Here is a 19470-nt window from a genome sequence, read left to right as displayed (position 1 = left end):
CGCAATAGTTCATGGCCGGACCCACGATCGCAAGGAGATCTTATGCCTAGCCTGACCAACGAAGTACACGCATTTGAAGCCCACGCAACCGACGCCGACCTGGACGATCTGCGTGCCCGATTAGCCGCAGCGCGGCTGCCAGAGGCCGAGACGGTCTATCGCCCCGCCCCCGACCCGCACCGCTGGGACCAGGGCGTGCCGCTCGCGGACCTTATCGATATCGTGAATTACTGGCGCACCGACTATGATTGGCGAGCGTTTGAAGCGCGCCTTAACCAGATCGGCCAGTTCCGAACGACTATCGATGGCCTGGGAATCCACTTCCTGCACCGCCGCTCCGAGCGCGCCGACGCCACGCCCCTGATCATGACGCACGGCTGGCCAGGCAGTGTTGCCGAGTTTGTCGATATCATCGAGGAGCTGGCAGACCCCAAAGACGCAGATACGCCGGCGTTCCATGTTGTAGCCCCATCGCTGCCCGGCTTTGGCTACAGCGACAAGCCGACCACCACCGGCTGGGGAACCGAGAAAATCGCAGCCACCTGGGTGGAACTCATGGGAAGACTGGGCTACAGCAAATTCGCAGCCCACGGCGGCGACTGGGGCGGCGTGATCACCACCATCCTGGCCGGCCGCTTTCCGGACCACGTTCTTGGCATCCACTCAACACTCGCGCAGGCGCCGCCAGGGTTGACAACAGAGGGGCTAACGCCGGCCGAGCGCCAATGGACCGAGCAAACCCGCGACTTCTGGCAGTATCGTGCAGCCTACGCCAAGCAACAGGCAACCCGGCCCCAGACCATCGGCTACGCACTAGTCGACTCCCCGGTCGGGCTGCTTGCCTGGATCCTGGACAAGTTCTATGAGTGGACAGACAGCGAAGACAGCCCGTTCGAGCGGATTTCCCGAGATCGCATTCTTGACAACGTCACCCTGTATTGGCTAACGCGCAGCGGCGCATCGGCCGCCCGCATCTATTTCGAGAGCCACAACTCGCTTGATCCCGAACTCCGGGTAGATGTTCCGGCGGCAATCAGCATCTATCCCAGGGATATTGAAAAGTGCCCGCGTCCCTGGGCGCAGGAGCGGTATCGGAAGATTGTGAGGTGGAGGGAGCCTGAGGCTGGCGGGCATTTTCCGTCGTTGGAGGTGCCGCGGGAGTTTGTTAGGGATTTGCGGGAGGGGTTGGGGGTGGTATTGGCTAGTGGACAACCCATATAGATCAGCAGCCACGCTTTATCTATTAAGTCAGGACCCAAATCAACCAAGCAAGCCCCTGCCCTTTTACATATCGTAACCAACCGCTTAGAATAGCGTATAAGTAAAAATACGTATGAAAAGGCAAAACCACAATGATCGTTTACGAAGCCGACAAGAGGCAGTTTCTGAATCATATCGACTTCGATGACATCGAAGAGGTCATTCTGACGCGCTTTGTGGCCGCCACTGGTAGACGAGTCAATAGCTCTGAGATCCGTTCGTGGAGGGAGTCTCTTGGTTACATTGCGCGTGTATTACGCGATGACGAGATCCCCGATCAAATTGGCGTCGCTGTCGAACTACACATTCCCCAATCCGCGAAAAGAATAGACGTCACGCTGACTGGGCGGGACTCAACCGGCAGCAAAAACGCCATCGTTATCGAAATCAAGCAATGGGAAAAAGCAGTCTCGACCGATAAAGATGGGATTGTGGTGACGTATTTAGGCAAAGGGCTTAGGGAGGTTGTCCATCCCTCGTACCAAGCTTGGTCGTATGCGTCATTACTGGAAGGCTTTAACGAAGCGGTATATAACGGAGGAATAGCGATCAAACCTTGCGCTTTTTTGCATAATTATGCGCGAGACGGCGTAATAGACAATCCATATTACTCCGGGTATACCGAGAAAGCTCCGCTATTTCTAAAGGGTGCCAAAGAACAAGAGCATCTTCGCAGTTTTATCAAACAGCATGTTAAGTACGGCGACTCGAAAGAAGTACTCTATGAACTTGCTAACGGCCGCATTCGACCCTCGAAAGCACTGGCCGATGCGCTAAAAGGGCTCCTGACCGCGCAACCAGAGTTTGTCCTGATTGACGATCAAAAGGAAGTATTCGAAGCAACGTTAGCCTCTGCACGCGCCGCCTCTGCCGCCTCACCCAAAGTCATTATTATCGAAGGCGGGCCAGGAACAGGCAAGACCGTAGTTGCGATTAACTTGCTCGTGCGTTTGACTAGCGCGGGTCTGCTAGGTCAATATGTCTCAAAGAACGCTGCCCCTCGTGTTGTTTATCAATCAAAATTGGCAGGAACGATTACCAGAAGTAAGTTCTCGAGTCTCTTTTCAGGGTCAGGACGTTTTTTTGATGCAGAGCCCAATGTCTACGATTTTCTGATCGTTGACGAAGCACATCGCCTGAACGAAAAGAGCGGCCTGTATGGAAATCTTGGCGAAAACCAAGTCCAGGAACTCATCAACGCCTCAGCTTGCACCGTCTTTTTCATTGATGAAGACCAACGCGTCACATTAAGCGATATAGGTTCAAAGCAAGCAATCCGTGAGTTTGCTGCCGCTAAGGGAGCGACTATCGAGGAATATGAACTTGCCTCACAATTTCGTTGCAGCGGATCTGACGGGTACCTGGCGTGGTTGGACAACACGCTTGACATCCGTCCAACTGCGAATCAAATCTTGGACACTTCTGAATACGATTTCCGTGTATTTGAATCTCCTCAAGCGCTTCACGAGGCAATTGAAGCGAAGAACGATCGGAACCGAGCCCGAGTCGTTGCCGGATATTGTTGGCCTTGGTTAAGCAAGAGGAATTCTCAAGCAGATGACATTATTATTGGTGATGAATATCGCCGCCAATGGAATCTCGATAAAGATGGCAGCCTATGGATTATTGCGCCAGAATCCATTGAACAAGTTGGATGTATCCATACTTGCCAAGGCCTTGAGGTGGATTACATCGGTGTCATTATCGGGCCAGACTTCATTGTACGCGACGGACAAATTATTACTCGCGCAGAAGAAAGAGACCGGCACGACAAATCGATTCGAGGATACAAGACAAGACTAAAAACTGACCCTGAGCAAGTAAGAGCAGAGGTTGGCCTCATCATCAAGAATACGTACAGAACCCTCATGACTCGCGGAATGAAAGGCTGTTACGTATATTGCACTGACGAGGAAACAGCAGAGTACTTTCGTACAATGATTCGTTCCAATTCATCAGTCCAAGCGAGCGCCTATCCTAGATCAGAAATGCAAGCAGCTGGGAAATAAAATACCACTAGCTTAAAAGCACATAAATACGATTCTGACGCTAGGAATCAATAAAATCGCGACGCAATAATAATATTGCTTTTGTGATTAACTGTAAGTTCTCCAAAACGCACACACCCTAGAGGCCGTGCATGCCAATCTCCGAGGAACAAGTAATGACATACTGGTGGGTAAATCAAAATCAAACCTACGTTCACGAAGTCAACGGTGGCTATCTCTGGTCCCCTAAGACAAAGGCAAACGGCGAACGTAACCACTTCTACGACACCATGACTCAGGTTGCGCCCGGTGACGTAATATTTTCATTCGCAGATACGCACATTAAGGCCATTGGTATAGCTAGGGAGGTACACCAGTCAGCTAGCAAGCCAGTTGAATTCGGCTCTGCTGGTGCTAATTGGACAGATGAAGGTTGGTATGTGCCAGTAGATTTCATAGAACTAGCCAATCCAATTCGCCCCAAAGACCATATGGATCGTTTGGCTCCCCTCTTACCATCAAAATATTCTCCTCTTCAAGAAAATGGTAATGGCAACCAGGGTGTATATCTCGCATCGGTACCAGACGACCTAGCCCATGAGTTGGAGGCCATACTAGATGGCCAAGTACAATCTATTCTTGCCAATAAGAGCAATACAGCGGAAACCGACGACAGTATCAACATTGACAGGCTGCTCTCTGATGGAGCTCTACCCGCCACCCAGCGTACCCAATTGATCCAGGCTCGCATCGGCCAGGGACTGTTTCGTTCACGCGTTGCAGCGCTTGAACCCTGTTGCCGTATCACTGGGATTATTGATCCCAGATTTCTAATAGCTAGCCATATTAAACCGTGGTCAAAGAGCAATAATATAGAGAAACTCGATGGCCATAACGGTTTGTTATTGGCACCGCATATTGATCGATTGTTTGACAAAGGATACATGACGTTCGAAAACGACGGTCTGTTGCGCTTTAGCCCGCAATTGCCGACTGAGATATACCGAGCCTGGAGTTTGGACGCGTCAATCACAGCCAAACCTTTTTCTCGACAACAAGAGGATTACATGGCATATCACCGGGCTGAAGTATTTCTAGATGACATGACCAACCGATAGTTGGCATACCCTACAGGCCGGGCGCAACAGGTTCACTACCATAGCAGGGAAAGGGTCAATAGTGAAGACTGAAATCTAAAGAGCTTCACCGCCGTACCGCCATGATGAAAAGGCATAAGCAGGTGAGAAACAAGCTTTTAGAAGGATCGCCATATTTAGTTAAATGTAGCACTGCTCTCTCGATTTGGTAAACTGATCTTAATAGACCACAAGAAGAATAAGATCGCAACGATTAATCGAGATTTAGGTGGGGTGTGCTAACTACTATCACAAGTAGTGATCACTAATTCAAAGGCGTGAACGACTCTTTAAATGAGCAATATAAAAATCAATATCTTCTTCGGAATATCCTAAAATTTGTCCTTTTTGGCGTTCCACAGATTCGGAGCAACCGTTCTCCCAGGAATATTGAATCAGCTCGATCAATTTTAAGGCTTTATCTTTCGCACCGGGAACCCAAACCACCAGGGTCTCATACGGCGGACCTTCGCCAATCTTTATTGATTCGAATACTCCTTCGTCAAGACATTTTTTCATATCTTGAAAGTGCACTTCGGGATAGTCACAGTGGAAGTAGGCAACCTCTTTTTTTTCAGCAAGCATCAATTTTGCTTCCTGAAGCTCATGAGGGCCTAGCTTCCCTTGCTTAGCTTTGTTCTTGATGGTCATATATGAGGAATTAGTTGCAATGCGTTAATGGGGCTCCAGCGAATTTTTCCCACTCGCATATGGTTCCTAGGTTTGTTGGGTCTTTTTCTAATAATTCGAATAATTTCCGGTTATAACATTCAGGACAAAGATTCTCGTATAACCCTCCATGAAATGCACCGCATTCCTCGCAATTAAAACCCAGGCTTGCAGCCGCATTGGCCAACATGTCAGCGTTCGCTGTGTTAAAAAAAATTGCGACAAATAAAATAACAACATTCAAAGCGCTTTTCATTCTAACCTCCGACAGGCAATGATTACAGCCTCAATATTAGATAATGAGAATCATTATCACCTTGATGAAGGTTAAATTAATAATATTCTAGCGACGTTAGTAAGCTTTTTCACGCAAGAAAAAGACTAGGGAAGTACTTCAAGATCAATACTTGCTGAATAACCTACCCCACCAACCCCCACAACGGATCATCCCTCCCCCGCGTCGCCATCTGCATCCCTTCTGCAAACGGCGACTCCGGCGCGTCCTCGAGCAGTAACGACTCATACGCCACCACCCGGTTGGCAATCTTCCATTGGCCTTCCCGCTTTTCAAACCGATCCAGATACCGGCACCGTACCTGCGTCTGCTGTCCGCTGCCGCCCACTTTCAGCCCAACATCCGAGATTGAGGCCCCGTCACCCGGTTTAAGTCGTTGGTAGGTCACGCAATAGGTTTCTACTAATGCAACATCGTCGCTCCGCCAGTCGATCAGGCAGTTGCCCAGCAGGTGCATGGATTGGGCGACGCCTTCATGGCGACGGATCATCCACTGGATCAGGCCGTCAATATTGCCATTATAAGGACCGTGGTAGTCCATGGCGTCTGTATGGTAAACGCCTCGCACCAGGTCAAACTCGCGTCGGTCCACGCCGCGACAATACAGTTGCAATACGCGCTTGATTTCGTCTTCTGCACGCAGGCGCTGCAGGAATTGTTCATTTTCATTCATGGTTTATGCTTCGCAAATATGGCCAGATCGCAATTTCCGCCTGGCTATGGTTAGTCTGTCTCATCAAAAAAAGCCAAATCAATCAACCCGCTGCCGTACTCTGGACAGCATTCTGCAACGCGTCTTTAGCCGCAGACACGCCCGCAATACGCCCGATCGTCAGCGCGTTGGCAATGGAGTTGCCGCCGCCCACGTACCGGTTACCCAGTACACCGCCGCCTGCTTCACCTGCCGCATAAAGGCCTTTGATCACCGCCCCCCGTACATCGCAGACGCGCGCTTCAGTGTCGATGGTCAGGCCCGTGTGTGTGCACACCAGTTCTGCCGGGCATGTGCGAGCCGCGTAGTATGGCGGGTGTGCAATGGGCTCCAGCGGTTTGGTGTCGCCCTTGTTTTGCATGGTGGCCTGGCGCAGGAAGTCCGGGTCTTGGCCGTTGGGCAGTTGTTCGTTCCAGCGCGCTACGGCTGCGGTCAGGCGGTCCGCCGGTACGTGCATTTTGGCGGCGAGCTCTTCCAGGGTGTCCGCACTTAACATGTGCCCGGCCCTGGCATCTTCTGCAACACGTTCTTTGTTCCAGTGGGCGTAGCCTTCAGGCAGCGCGTTGCGTGCTTTTTCGTCGAACACGTTCCATACGCTGCCACCGTTATCACGCACGATTCCGGGCGAGACTGCATAGGGGATGTCTTCGTTCATAAAGCGATCGCCCGCCTGGTTGATGTAGATCCGCGAGCGTGGCGGAAAGCCGGACTGCCAGTGGTGCAGGCGCTGTATATAAGAGGTCACCATCAAGAGGCCCTGGCCGTGGCCGGTGAGCGCCGCGTTGGCCGATTCGGCAAAGCGGATATGGTCGCCCCGGCTGCCGGGCGCGGCCACAATGAACAGGTCTTCACCCGCTTCCAGCGTTTCGGGGTAATACAGGCGGCGAAGTTGGCTGTTATGTGCAAAGCCGCCACTGGCCACAATCACGGCAGAAGCCTCGATCAACTCACCGCCAATACGAATACCACGCACCTGCCCGTCTTCCACCACCAGGTCTTCTACCCGGTTATCCAGGAACAGGTCTATGCCTTTTGCCAGCCTTTGCTGGTTCAGCGCGGTAACCAGGCCATAGCCCTGGTCTTTGGGCACATGACCACGCCAGACGTCTTCCACGCCGGCCTGCATCAGACCCGGGTCGTGGGCGTTGGTAGAGAATTTGGCGGGGAAGTCTACGCCAAGTGTGATCAGCCATTCCAGCGTGGGGCCCGATTCATCGCAAAAGCGTTTGATCAGCCCCGGGCGCAGGCGCCACTGGTTCAGGTCCATGTAGTGCTGGAAGAACCGTTCGGCAGAATCTTCCACGCCCAGCGCACGCTGCACGCTGGTGTTGGCGGCGGTAAACATGCCGGCCGAAAGCTGGGTAGACCCGCCAATCTCCTTTTCCGATTCCAGAATGACCACGCGTGCGCCCTCTTCTGCAGCAGAGATCGCGGCGGCCAGGCCCGCGCCCCCGGCGCCGATGACAATCACATCCCAATTGCTCATAAGTCGCCTCCCTGTGAGAGCTCTGCCGCTTCGTGGTTGATGCGCCAATAGGTGCCGGCAGCAACCAGCGCGCCATCCACCGTCAGTTCACTGCCGCTCATATATGAAGAGGCTTCAGAAATAAGAAAGACCACGGCAGCGCTCACTTCAGAGGGTTGCCCGGCACGCGCCAGGGGAATGGATTTGAGTGATGACGCCACAAAGGCCGTGGCGCTATTGACCATGGCGGTCTGAATCAGGCCCGGATGGATGGAGTTGGCGCGAATGCCCCAGGGCGCATATTCGGCTGCGGCGGTTTTGGTCAGCCCGCGCAGGCCCCATTTGCTGGCGCCGTACGCTGCGCCATGGTAACCAAGCTGCCCGGAAATGGAAGAAATATTCACGATGGACCCGCCCCCGCTCTCGCGCATGAGCGGCGCCATGGTCCTTATGCCATAGAATGCGCCGGTCAGGTTCACGGCCATGACCCGGTCCCAGTTCGCATCGTCGGTGTCGCCAATACCCTGGCGGTACGATACGCCGGCGTTATTGACCAGCCCCACCAACGGGCCCAGATTATTTCGGATGTCATCGGCCAGCGCTTCCCACGATTTGGAATCGGTCACGTCCAGCACATGGCCGCTGGCTGAGCCGCCGTTCTCGCCAATGGCGGCAACGGTCGCCTCGGTGTCCTTGACGTCTGCCACGCAAACATGCCAGCCAGTCTGAGCCAGCGCGTGCGCGTGGGATTGGCCCATGCCCTGGGCGCCGCCCGTAATAATTACCGCGCCCTTGTGATCAGCCATGGCGCGAGCCCCCGTCTACACCCAGCGTCTGGCCGGAGACATATGAAGCAGAGTCGGAGACCAGGAACAGCAATGCGCCCAGTACATGCTCGGGCGTGCCGATATGGCCCAGCGGGATAGAGGCCAGGGCCTTGTCCATGGCGCCCGGTATTTCGCGCACCCAGTTGGTCATTTCCGTATCAATAAACCCTGGCGCCAGTGCGTTGACCCGAATTCCCTTGTCGCCCAGTTCCACCGCCAGCGAACGGGTCAGGTTGTGTACGGCAGCCTTGGTGGCCGAGTAAATGGCCCGGCCGCGCCTGACCCGGAAGGCCGCCACAGAGGCCATGTTCACAATCACGCCGCCCGGTTGCATCACGTCTGCCGCCGCCTGTGCCCCGAAAAACACCCCGTCTACATTGACGCCGAATGTCTGTCGTACTTGCTCGGCCGTTACCGATCCGATTTCCGATTGCGGGAACACACCTGCGTTACTGACCCACATATCCAGGCGACCAAATCGTTTGACTGCTTCGTCGGCAATGTTGACCAGGCTCTCGCTGGCGGTCACGTCCCCGCGCATGGCGGTCAGCGTACCGCCTTGCGTCTTGCCATCTGCCGTCTGTGATTTGGCAAACGCCGCTTTCAATTCGTCTTCATTGATATCCACGCCGATCACATGCACGCCCTGGCTGGCCAGCCCTGCCGCAAAGCATGCGCCCATCCCTCTGGCGGCGCCGGTTACCACGGCCACGCGTCCGGCCAGCTCTGGATATTGGGCCAGTTTGAATTCTGGCTGTTTGTTATTCGATTGATTTTCCACTTCTACGTCCTTGATAAAAATTCATAAACACCTGCGATCGCGCGTCATCCAGCATCATCGCGCCCTGCAGGCTTGCCAACTGAAATCGGTATTTCGCCCTTACTACGCCATTAGTAAGTCATCAATGTCGCCATCAATACGTCACCGTCCTGCGGCGCACCTGCCACCCTTGTTCCGTCATTGCCAGTTGGTCGTCAAGCGTGACAATGCGCAGTATTCGCGTCTCGCCGGCCTCCTTGGTCGCCACAATGGACAAGTAAGCACGCACTTGGGCGCTAGCCGCATCACATTCAACCACCCAGATGTTGTCCACCAGGTGGCGATGGCGTTCGCCGCTCTTTAGCGCCGCCTGACCAAACGCGTTTGAAATACCAGCCAGTTGTTCGTAGCCCACTGCCGGTTGCCCGTAGGTGGGCGAATGAAATTGGCCATCCGGGGTAAAGGTATGCGCCCAGTCATCATGCTGGCCGCTATCAATCAAATGCGCCTGTCTGGCGTAAAGGTTGCGCACTGCCGCAACGGTGCTATCACGCTCGTGATTCATAGTCTGTTTCCTGAACAACGGTAATATGGCCGGGCCGTCCTTGGCCCGCACCTCTAAAATCGGGGCTGCCCCGCTTATGGCATAACAAAGGTCTCTACATCGATCTTGCTGTAGAGTTCCTGCTCCAGCAGCTTGGCCACGGCATTGGCATCCTTGCGATCAACCTTGTCCAGCAGGTCGCGCCACTTGGCTTCCAGCTTGGTGTATTGGTCAATCAGGTTCGAGGGGTCGGCAATCTTGCGTTCTTTCACGGACGATTTGGCCAGGTCTTTGATGTAGCTGGCCTGGAAAGCCGCCAGCGCATCGACCAGATCCTGGTCCGGCTGGATCACCTTGATCTTCTCTTGCGCCAGCTTCAATGCTTCCTCTGCCCGGGCCGAATAACCCACCTGCTGGTCCGCCAGGCCTTTGGCCATCAGCGAAATCATGGTTTTCTTGTGCTCGGCAGACAGTTCCTTCCAGAAATCCGGATTCAGTACATAGGTCGCACCGGGCACGGCGCCCATGTCGATACGCGTAATAGATTTGGCAACCTCAATGAATTTGGAGTTGATCAGGTTGGGCACTTCGGCCATGGTGCAGTCCACGGAGCCACGCGACAGGCCCGTGTACACGTCGCCAATGGGCACCGAAACCGGTACGCCGCCAATGCTGGCGACCCAATCAGTTTGCGTGCCGCCCGCCGTGCGGATTTTTTTGCCCTTGGCATCCGCCAGGGACTGAATGGGCTTTGTGCACATGAAGTTATAGATCGGTGTTGAATAGCCACCGGTAAAGATCACACCCTGCTTTTGCCATTCGTTGATCAGGTCCTTGTTGGACAGATTGATTTCCGTATAGGCAAAGGCAGCAGCCATGGGGTCTTTGACCAGAAAGCCAAGGTCGACCAGCACATTGTTCAGTGGCAATTCTGCCGGCGTGTAACCGGGATACACGATACCCAGTTGCGCCGTACCGTCGCGCAGGGCCTGGATGGTTGCCTTGGCCGGCACCAGCGTACCCCCGGAATAGACCGTAAAGGCAATCTCATCATTAGTGGCTTTCTTCAGACCCTCGGCCAATTTCTGGTAGGGTTCGGCGTTCAGCGTATGAATGGGTTGCAGCCAGTTGGTGGCCCGGTAAGTGGCGCCCATTGCGGCGGTTGACGCCAGCAGGCTGGCGATTGCAACTGTCATTACGGTTTTTTTCATGATTGTGCTCCTCGTTTGGGTTGCGGACCGCCTGTGACAGCGATCAGTCTTGGAATAATGTGAGATTGTTTATTGCATAAAAGAAGGAAGCCAGAGCGTGAGAGCCGGGAAGGCGATCATGCATGCGACCGTGAAAAAGTCGGCAAAAATAAACCAGGCCACGCCCTTGAAGATGGTGCCCAATTTGATGGTTTTGCCCAGACTTGATCGGATGACGTACACGTTCAGACCCAGCGGCGGCGTGATCAGGCCGATTTCCAGCAGCTTGACCACCAGCACGCCAAACCAGATCATGTTGATGCCATAACCATCCAATAGCGGAGACAGCACAGGCAAGGTCAGCAGCATGATGGAAATACTCTCCATGAAGCAGCCCAGCACCAGAAACACAAGGCAGATCAGGATGATGACTGTAATAAAGTCAAAGCCGCTGAGCGAACTGGTCACCCACACCGGCAGCGTTGACAGCGCAATAAAGCGCGAGAAGATCGCGGCGCCTACAACAATAATGAATATGGCAGATGTGCTGACCGCAGTATCAAACAGGGCTTTTTCTGCCACCTTCAACGTAAACTGGCGCCTTGCAACCGCAATGACAACAGCCAGGAATGCGCCGATGGCACCGGCCTCGGTCGCAGTAAACACGCCCGTGAAGATGCCGCCGAGCACACCTGCAATAAGCAGCGGCAACGGCCAGATGTCCTTGATCGCTTCTTTTCTTTGCTCTGCCGTGTAGGTCTCATTGATGCGGGGCGCCAGGGACGGATCCAGCTTGCAGCGGATCGTGATCATGGCAATATAGACCACGGCAGACAACGCCCCCGGAATTACAGCCGCGACAAACAGCGTGCCAATCGACAGATCGGTGATCAACCCATAGATAATCAGCAGCACGCTGGGTGGAATCAAGGAACCCAATGTGCCGGCCGAGGCCACCGAAGCCGTGGCCAACGATGGCTTGTAGCCCGCCTTGAGCATTTCAGGAACGGCAATGCGGGAAAAGGCAGCGGCGGTCGCCACGCTGGAGCCGCTGGCCGAAGCAAAAAGCGCGCTGGCCAATACCGTTGCAGACGCCAGCCCGCCGGGCACTTTACCCAGAAAGATCCGGGCCGCGCCGAACAAGCCGCGCGTCAGGCCCGCCGCCGATGAAAAATAACCCATCAGCAAAAACATGGGCACTGCAGATAAATTCCAATCGCCCACCAGTTCATAGGGAACCGCCTTGGCCACCCCTATCGCGGGCGTCACGCCAATAATAAAGATAATGCCCAGAAACCCCACCAGCCCCATCGCGATACCAATAGGAAAGCGGGTAACAATGAAAGCCAGCAGCAGACAAATGCCCAGTACACCAATTAACAACGGATCCATTGCTGTTCCCTCAAATTTGTTCTGGAAGATCAGTGACATCATCAGCGATGCCATGATGCAGCGGCTTGCGCCCTGTCAGAATACGCATCAGCTGAAGCAGCGCCACAATCGCCCCCAGCGCCAGTCCTAGCGGCAGCAAAAACCGGGCAGGCCAGGTAATGACATTCCAGGTGCTGGAATCGAATTCGCCAATCCGGTAGGCATGCATGGCCGGCGCCCACAGAAACCAGGCCAGGAACCCGTAGCAGATCACCGTTGCCGCAGTGCCCAAGGCGGCCATGATGACGCGGACCGGTTTCGAAGCAATGTTATAGAGCAGCTCGACCACAATGGATTCGCCGCATACTTCCACCCAGGCCAGCGGCAGAAACACAATGGCCACCATGTAGTAGCTGGCCACAATCGCCTCGCTGCCAGGGATAGGCTGATCGAACAGATACTTACCTGCCACGTCCAGCGTGACCTGAAGCATCATCAGGACCAGCGCTGCCGAACACAGCAAAACCAGTGCGCGACTGGCCAGCACAATTAGTCTGTCCATAGTCTGTTCCTCCTGATCGCGGTGTCTTGTCTTGGAAATTTTTGCCGAGAGATTGTGACCCCTGCCTTGAAAACACCCGAAGTATCAGGCGAACGCGCGGGGCGATCCGCGATGTGGATTTCTTGTCTCATGTATACACAATTATTAAAATTGGCGGTTTTTTAGGGTAAAACCTTGGAATAAATGCCATTGTGCATACATGAAGGGAGGAAGTTTATTAGTGATTTCCCTAGTTTCGGGAATTTTACGTATACTGGAGTATGAGTCTTTTCTATTTATGTATACATGAAACCAATGAACACCCTGGCTGATCACGTCACCCACACGCTCCGAAGCTGGATCCTGCAAGGCATATTGCAACCCGGCGAGCGCCTCGAAGAAATTCCGCTAGCAGAAAAGCTTGGGGTATCGCGCACGCCGGTGCGCGCGGCGCTTGGCAACCTGGGCAATGAAGGCCTATTGGAGCATCGCACCAAGCGCGGCTACACCGTGCGGGTTTATCAATATGAAGACATCATCGGCGCTTATGAAGTGCGTGCGGTGCTCGAAGGGCTGGCCTGTCGGCGCGCTGCGCAAAAGGGCCTGTCCGATCTTGCCATCAGCAAACTCAAGGCATGCGTGGCGCAAGGCGATGCGATTCTGAATAAGGGCGTACTGTTGCCCGAAGATCACGCGCCCTACCAGGAGATGAACGTCACGCTACATGAAACGCTACTATCTGCTGCGGAAAACTCCTGGGTCACCCGATTCACCACCCAGGCGCAAACCGCGCCCTTTGCCTCGGACAGAATCATGCTGTGGGAAGATCACGGCATCATCAGCCGCTCGCACCAGGACCATCACCGTATCGTCACGGCTGTGATCGAGAAGGACGCCGCGCGGGCAGAACAACTGATGCGCGAGCATATCTACTTTGCGGGTTTGCTGCTGCGGGATAATTATGAGCGGTTGAGCAAGAAGAACACGTCGGGGAAGTAGGAAGGCGGTCAAGGGACACGCGCCACCCTCCAAGTCAGTATCCCTTAGCTCGTCAGTTCCCGAATCTCATTCTTATTAAACATCAGCTCCAGACGAGCCCCTTGCTCAAGCATCCGCTCAGACGAACGGTTAAGCAGCTCCACCGTTATTTGTCCAATAGCAGTATCTACAGAATAACGAATAATATTACCCAGAAGCTGGTGGTCCAGGACCGTCGCATCAATCGGTAAGGATAGACGATGCCCATAGCGCAAACGCCTGATTCACGGGTTACGCCGTTTTATTAGCTCGGGCTGTCGTCCTCACGCGCCAGCAATCGCATCAATGCCACATTGATGAATATTTTTTCGCGTCCCGACTGAACTTCTCTCAATACATTTTGCGCAACAAGCGCCTGTAGTATCTTTGACGCCGTTTGGCGTTGGGCAATCCCCTGGTCCACAATATTGGCAATCCGACAATAGGGCTGTGTAAAGATAAGGTCGACGAGTTCGTAGCTATAAATCTTCGGCAGGGCCCGGCGTAGTTGTTCCCGGATTTGGTCCATCAAGTCACAAATGGCGATGATTTTTTTCGACGTCCATTCAGCGGTGCTATGCGTGGCCTGCAGCATATACAAAATCCATGATTCCCACTCCTGCTCTGTTGTCACTCGCAACAGCCGACGATAGTATTCTGATTTATTCTGGATAATGTAGCGGCTCAGGTAAAGAATGGGCGCTTCAAGCAAGTTCTCGGAAATCAAAAAAAGCAGATTCAGTACACGGCCGGTTCTACCGTTGCCATCACTGAAAGGATGAATCGCCTCAAATTGATAGTGCATGACAGCCATGCGGATAAGAGGGTCAATGTCGGTTTGCGTGTGACTGAACCGTTCCCAATCTGCAAGAAGATCGCGAATTGCCCCCTCCCCGTCCGGTGGCGTATAAACAATCTGCCCTGTGGCCTCGTTCAGGAGTGCCGTACCCGGCACGCGACGGATATCCGTTTCCACCCCTTTGATGGTTCGGCATATCTGAACTGCAGTAGCCGTCGTCAGCGGCCTTGAGTTAAGTGACTGGTATCCGCGGTACAGCGCGGTTCTATAGCGCAAGGCCTCTTTCGTTGCAGGATCGGCCAGAACATTCGACTCGTCGCTCGCATACTGAAAGAGCCGGTCTGTGGTCGTAACGATATTTTCAATTTCAGAACTGGCCTGCGCTTCCAGCATAGGAATAATATTAATCAGCATTTCCTGGTTCGGAATGCGCTTTGCCATGGCCTTCAAACCCGCCAGTGAGGCCTTGGCGTCAATGCACGCTTTTAGAATGGCTTTTGTCTCGATATCCGCTTTTGGCGGCAGACGGGGTAAATCGTTATATGGCAGGTCTGGGCTAAACATACACTGGCCTTTTGAGAAAATATGTCGAATATTTCGATAATTTTAACCATATCTCTCTCATGTGTCGATTTTTTTAAATTTTTTCAACATATATGATCAATATGTTTAAGCCATCGACATATTCGTATGATATGTCGACAAAAACGATTTATTTCGACATATCAGGATAAATGGGATCCTTGACACAGGCAAGAATTATGATAATTGGCGTCTTTCCTATGCCTTTGGCGTTATAGCTTGACCAGATCATTCACACCACAACCTGCCTCCTTATCCTTCGTGCAATGTTGAAATTCCCGCAGTTTTGCTAAGCTCTGGTTCCTGGCCCAGAGATCGCTCTTGAGCGTTTCAGTGCGACCAGGATATGTTCGCAGCCGTTCAGAACACCGTCTTATCACAGTGGTTATGCCCTTTTCCTATAGCTGAAATCTATCTGAACATCTGGTGCCAAGCGGAGGAATCACTCATCATTTGTCGTTCTCATACAAACAATGACGGAGACGAAAATGAATAAGCTATTGTCGCTGGTAGTGGGGATGGGTCTTGCTGCGCAGGTTTTTACTGTTCACGCCAATGCCAGCAAAATTGCCGATACCCAGACTCGCGTTATCCAGACAGACAAGGGAGCAAAGGTCGAGGTCTTTATCAATGGCACCGGAACGCCTATTGTCCTGCTACCGTCTCGTGGTCGGGGCGCAGAAGATTTTGATCCGCTGGTGCCATTCCTGCAGAAAAAAGGCTACCAGGTTATTCGCCCGGAGCCGCGCGGGATCGGCAAAAGCCTGGGCCCGACAGAAAACATCACCTTGCATGACCTGGCCGATGATATTAACCAGGTTATCCAGCAGGTTGCCAAAAAGCCCGTCATCATTGCCGGTCATGCTTTCGGCAACTGGGTCGCTCGCATGACGGCGGTTGATCACCCGGACGCAGTACGTGGTGTCATCATCATTGCTGCGGCGGCCAAAAGCTATCCAGAAGCCATGCCGGAGCTGGTGGAAAAAGTGCGTCATGCAACCGACCAGAGCGTGCCACAAGCCCAGCGGCTAGCCGCATTGCAATTCGGTTTTTTTGCCAAAGGGCATGATGCACGTTCCTGGTTGAACGGCAGCTATGGCGATGTCGCCAAGAGCCAACGCGCAGCGGGCAAAGCGACCCCGCAGTCGGAATGGTGGTCAGGCGGACACGCTCCCTTGCTGGAAGTACAGGGCGAACTTGATCCTTTCAAACCGGAGTCGACCCGCCAGGAAATGAAAGAAGAGTTCGGCGCCCGGATCAGCACGGTTGTCATTGCCAATGCCAGCCACGCGCTTGTACCGGAGCAGCCGCAAGCGTTGGCGGACGCGCTCGACAATTGGATCAAAACGCTCAAGCCCTGACCAGACGAACCAAAGAAGCCAACTTGCAGGTTGGCTTCTTTCATCACGCTCCGAAATAATCGCGAGAGTGCGCACACATCGCACTGCTGCGCCCGTCAATCATCAAATAGACACCGGATTGCGTTGCGCTTTCCGATTTTTCACAGCGGTCCGGCTGATGGCATCTCATTGGGCCGTATGGTGGGAATTGAACGCTGGGCAACTGCCTTGCGTGCAGAGCATTAGCCTGCCCAGTCGTTAATATCCAGCACAGCCGCAGCGAAGGCGTCGGGCGCTTCCTGCGGAAGATTGTGGCCCACATTGGGGATGATCCGGTTTTCATGACGTCCTGTGAAGCGCGATGGATTTGCTTGTCCATCTGCCACTGGCGTCACCCCATCGGCATCCCCCTCCAGTGTAATCGTGGGTACGGAGATGGGCGGCGCACTGGCCAGACGCTTTTCCATGTCGTCAAACAGCGGGTCGCCATCGACCAACCCGAATCGGTGTCGATACGAATGGATGACAACGTCGACGAAATCGGGATTGTCAAACGCCGCAGCGGAGCGGGCGTAAGTGTTCTGGTCAAAGCGCCAGGTCGGCGACCATAAGGACCACAAGAGTTTACAGAATGCATGGCGGTTTTCTGTCAGCACGGCGCGACCGCGTTCGCCATGGAAATAGTATTGATACCATAGCCGATACTCTTTTTCCGGGCTGGCCGGTTGCATGGCTGCGGCAATATCCTGTATGTTGTAGCCGTTCACGGAAACCAGGCCCCGCACCCTTGAAGGGTACAACGCGGCCACGATGCAGGCGGCCCGCCCACCCCAGTCATATCCGCCGACCACGGCTTGTTCGATCTTCAATGCATCCAGCAATGCCAGCAAGTCTGCCCCCAGCGCGGCCTGCTGTCCCGAGCGACGTATGGTCTCATCAACAAATCGGGTAGGCCCGTATCCCCGAAGAAACGGCGTGATGACGCGTGCTCCCCGCGCTACTAGTTGCGGTGTGACCTCTTCATAGGCATGGATGTCGTAGGGAAAGCCGTGCAGCAGAACGACCGGCCATCCATCGGCGTTGCCCTGTTCCTCGTAGGCGATCTCAAGCTGCGTGGTTGCTATTTTCTTAACCATGAAGTCATCCTTTCAGTCAATGTCAAAGTCCAAGACAAACCGCTCCGCCCACGACAGTCAGGCATGCGAGCCAGCGTTTTGCACTCACCGTTTCCTGCAGAAACATTCGTCCGATAAGCACGGCAAACACCACGCTGGTTTCGCGTAATGCCGAGACTGCACCTATCGCGCCCGACTGCAACGCCCAGATCACGATGCCATATGCCGCAAGCGAGACCAGGCCGCCGATCAGCGATATGCCAGTTGTCCTTGGCGCCGTGCGTACCGACGTCAACAGCGCTGCGAGCCCGCGCCTGGCAACGAACAAAACCGGCATCAGCCAATAAAACAGGAACATCCACGCAGTGTACGAAAGCGCCTGCCCGCCCGACAAGCGCACGCCAATGCCGTCGATCACAGTATAGAACGCGATGATCACACCCGTCATCAGCGCAGCCAGTACGCCCTTGCGCGACACCTGGCGCCCCTGCAGCGCGATCGCCATAATGCCACCCGAAATCATCACGATGCCCAAGGCGTGCAAAGGCCCGATTGCCTCATCTGCGAAGAGCGCCGCGCCCAGTGTGACGAACAGCGGCGAGGAACCGCGTGCAATCGGATACGCTTGCGCCAGGTCGCTGCGACGGTACGACCGCACAAGGCTTACGTTGTAGACGATGTGTATCAGTCCCGAGGTGATGATGTATGGCCAGGCCGCGCGCGCTGGCAATGGAATGAACAAAATCACGACCGTAGAGACTGCCGCGATGGCCACGCTCATCCACGTCATGGACAGCAGGCGATCGCCATTGCCATGCAAAAGCGCGTTCCAGCTCGCATGAAGCAGCGCTGCAAGCAGGACGAAACCACCAATATAAGCATAGCTGAGCATGCAGGGCCCGAAAAAAAAGTGTAGTAAGAAGTATATCTATCTTGTGCTTGGGCAACAAACCAGATAAATTGGCACTTCGTATTAGATAAACTATTTCGAATGAAACAAAGACTCCCACCACTGAACGCGTTGCGTGCCTTCGAAGCTGCCGGCCGACTAGGCAGCTTCAAGGAAGCGGCTGCGCAACTGCACGTTACCAATGGCGCGATAAGCCAGCAGGTGCGCCTGCTTGAAGCATGGCTGGGCGTGCCATTGTTTGAACGACATAACCGGCGCGTGGTGCTTACTGCAGACGCCAGAGCCTATCTGGCGCAAATCGACCCCCTGTTCGAACAGTTGACGCGGGCTACAGCCAGCTATGGTGTGCCCGCAACCGTCTCCCGGACGCTGTCCGTGAATGCATCGGCAACGTTCACCTTGCGCTGGCTGGTGCCACGGCTGGAGAAATTCCGTAGCGAACATGCCGACATAGACGTCAGAGTAGAGACGTCGAACGAGCCGGTGGAAAGCCTGAGAGAGACCTACGACGTCATCATCCGCGGCGGTCCGGACACGTTCTATGGCTATTCGATGAGACCGTTCCTGTCCGAGGAGCGGCTGCCGGTTTGCAGCCCGGCGCTCCTCTCGCGCCTGCCGCTACGCGAGCCGGATGACTTGCGACAACATACGTTATTGCACACAACCAGCCTGCCGCGAGTGTGGCCAGACTGGCTGGCAAAGGCACAGGTTTACGGCCTGTCTCCGACGGCCACCCTGACCTTCGATCACTTCTACCTGACGTTGCAGGCAGCCATCGACGGCATGGGCATCGCCATGGGACCAACGTCGCTTGTATCAGACGATCTTGCTGCCGGCCGGCTTGTTGCACCGTTTAACGGCCCACGCCTGCCGTCACGCAGCTATTGCACTTACGTTCCGGATGAAAGGTCTGCCGATGACGTAGTACTGCTGTTCCGCTCATGGCTCG

19 protein-coding genes are annotated in these 19470 nt (G+C 54.3%); 6 read left to right on the top strand and 13 right to left on the bottom strand.

Annotation, left to right across the window (positions count from 1 at the left end; translation table 11 throughout):
* Positions 1–42 precede the first annotated feature (42 nt).
* The 3 genes from INT32_RS12690 to INT32_RS12680 all read left to right on the top strand — a co-directional run bounded on the left by INT32_RS12690 (position 43) and on the right by INT32_RS12680 (position 4366).
* Positions 43–1221: an epoxide hydrolase family protein gene (locus INT32_RS12690; RefSeq protein WP_193089111.1), complete on the top strand. Its 1179-nt coding sequence runs from the start codon at positions 43–45 to the stop codon at positions 1219–1221.
* A 131-nt stretch (positions 1222–1352) separates the two neighbouring features.
* Positions 1353–3269: a DNA/RNA helicase domain-containing protein gene (locus tag INT32_RS12685; RefSeq protein ID WP_193089110.1), complete on the top strand. Its 1917-nt coding sequence runs from the start codon at positions 1353–1355 to the stop codon at positions 3267–3269.
* Positions 3270–3424: 155 nt separating this feature from the next.
* Complete coding sequence (locus tag INT32_RS12680) at positions 3425–4366, top strand: HNH endonuclease (protein WP_193089109.1); 942 nt, start codon at positions 3425–3427, stop codon at positions 4364–4366.
* 288 nt (positions 4367–4654) lie between these two features.
* On the opposite strand, the gene INT32_RS12675 is transcribed toward INT32_RS12680, so the two are convergent.
* The 10 genes from INT32_RS12675 to INT32_RS12630 all read right to left on the bottom strand — a co-directional run bounded on the left by INT32_RS12675 (position 4655) and on the right by INT32_RS12630 (position 12779).
* Positions 4655–5035 (bottom strand): hypothetical protein, encoded by a 381-nt coding sequence (locus INT32_RS12675; RefSeq protein ID WP_193089108.1) that lies wholly within the window; start codon positions 5033–5035, stop codon positions 4655–4657.
* A 10-nt stretch (positions 5036–5045) separates the two neighbouring features.
* A complete protein-coding gene (locus INT32_RS12670) occupies positions 5046–5309 on the bottom strand; it encodes a hypothetical protein (RefSeq protein WP_193089107.1) in 264 nt (87 codons plus the stop codon).
* Between the two features lie 163 nt (positions 5310–5472).
* Positions 5473–6021 (bottom strand): nuclear transport factor 2 family protein, encoded by a 549-nt coding sequence (locus INT32_RS12665; protein WP_193089106.1) that lies wholly within the window; start codon positions 6019–6021, stop codon positions 5473–5475.
* Between the two features lie 82 nt (positions 6022–6103).
* Positions 6104–7546, bottom strand: a complete 1443-nt coding sequence (locus tag INT32_RS12660) for an FAD-dependent oxidoreductase (RefSeq protein ID WP_193089105.1) — start codon at positions 7544–7546, stop codon at positions 6104–6106.
* On the bottom strand, positions 7543–8331 hold the full coding sequence (locus tag INT32_RS12655) for an SDR family NAD(P)-dependent oxidoreductase (protein ID WP_193089104.1): 789 nt from the start codon (positions 8329–8331) through the stop codon (positions 7543–7545). Before INT32_RS12655 ends, INT32_RS12660 begins: the two co-directional genes overlap by 4 nt.
* Entirely contained in the window at positions 8324–9133 is an 810-nt protein-coding gene (locus INT32_RS12650) for an SDR family NAD(P)-dependent oxidoreductase (RefSeq protein ID WP_370540226.1), read from the bottom strand. Before INT32_RS12650 ends, INT32_RS12655 begins: the two co-directional genes overlap by 8 nt.
* A 133-nt stretch (positions 9134–9266) precedes the next feature.
* Positions 9267–9677 carry a nuclear transport factor 2 family protein gene (locus INT32_RS12645; protein WP_193089103.1) on the bottom strand — a complete coding sequence of 137 codons (411 nt, stop codon included), beginning with the start codon at positions 9675–9677 and terminating at the stop codon, positions 9267–9269.
* Between the two features lie 74 nt (positions 9678–9751).
* On the bottom strand, positions 9752–10867 hold the full coding sequence (locus INT32_RS12640) for a C4-dicarboxylate TRAP transporter substrate-binding protein (RefSeq protein ID WP_193089102.1): 1116 nt from the start codon (positions 10865–10867) through the stop codon (positions 9752–9754).
* Positions 10868–10936: 69 nt separating this feature from the next.
* Entirely contained in the window at positions 10937–12238 is a 1302-nt protein-coding gene (locus INT32_RS12635; protein ID WP_193089101.1) for a TRAP transporter large permease, read from the bottom strand.
* A 10-nt stretch (positions 12239–12248) separates the two neighbouring features.
* Complete coding sequence (locus INT32_RS12630; RefSeq protein ID WP_193089100.1) at positions 12249–12779, bottom strand: TRAP transporter small permease subunit; 531 nt, start codon at positions 12777–12779, stop codon at positions 12249–12251.
* 294 nt (positions 12780–13073) lie between these two features.
* On the opposite strand from INT32_RS12630, the gene INT32_RS12625 reads away from it, so the two are divergent.
* Positions 13074–13757, top strand: coding sequence for a GntR family transcriptional regulator (locus tag INT32_RS12625; RefSeq protein WP_193089099.1), 684 nt, complete (start codon positions 13074–13076; stop codon positions 13755–13757).
* Positions 13758–14040: 283 nt separating this feature from the next.
* Here the strand turns inward: INT32_RS12625 and fic are convergent, their stop codons facing one another.
* Positions 14041–15138, bottom strand: coding sequence for a protein adenylyltransferase Fic (fic, locus tag INT32_RS12615; RefSeq protein WP_193089098.1), 1098 nt, complete (start codon positions 15136–15138; stop codon positions 14041–14043).
* A gap of 506 nt (positions 15139–15644) precedes the next feature.
* Here fic and INT32_RS12610 point away from each other — a divergent pair.
* The gene (locus tag INT32_RS12610) at positions 15645–16517 is read left to right on the top strand and encodes an alpha/beta fold hydrolase (protein WP_193089097.1); all 873 of its coding nucleotides are present in this window, start codon (positions 15645–15647) and stop codon (positions 16515–16517) included.
* Positions 16518–16738: 221 nt separating this feature from the next.
* On the opposite strand, the gene INT32_RS12605 is transcribed toward INT32_RS12610, so the two are convergent.
* On the bottom strand, positions 16739–17632 hold the full coding sequence (locus INT32_RS12605) for an alpha/beta fold hydrolase (protein WP_193089096.1): 894 nt from the start codon (positions 17630–17632) through the stop codon (positions 16739–16741).
* 22 nt (positions 17633–17654) lie between these two features.
* A complete protein-coding gene (locus INT32_RS12600; RefSeq protein ID WP_193089095.1) occupies positions 17655–18503 on the bottom strand; it encodes a DMT family transporter in 849 nt (282 codons plus the stop codon).
* Between the two features lie 99 nt (positions 18504–18602).
* On the opposite strand from INT32_RS12600, the gene gcvA reads away from it, so the two are divergent.
* A partial coding sequence (gcvA, locus tag INT32_RS12595; protein WP_193089094.1) for a transcriptional regulator GcvA occupies positions 18603–19470 on the top strand: 868 nt, incomplete at its 3' end.

Source organism: Advenella sp. FME57, from assembly GCF_014897675.1.
Classification (GTDB): domain Bacteria; phylum Pseudomonadota; class Gammaproteobacteria; order Burkholderiales; family Burkholderiaceae_B; genus Advenella.
The sequence above is the reverse complement of the archived record's forward strand: the minus strand, read 5'-3'. Positions and strand labels throughout refer to the sequence as shown.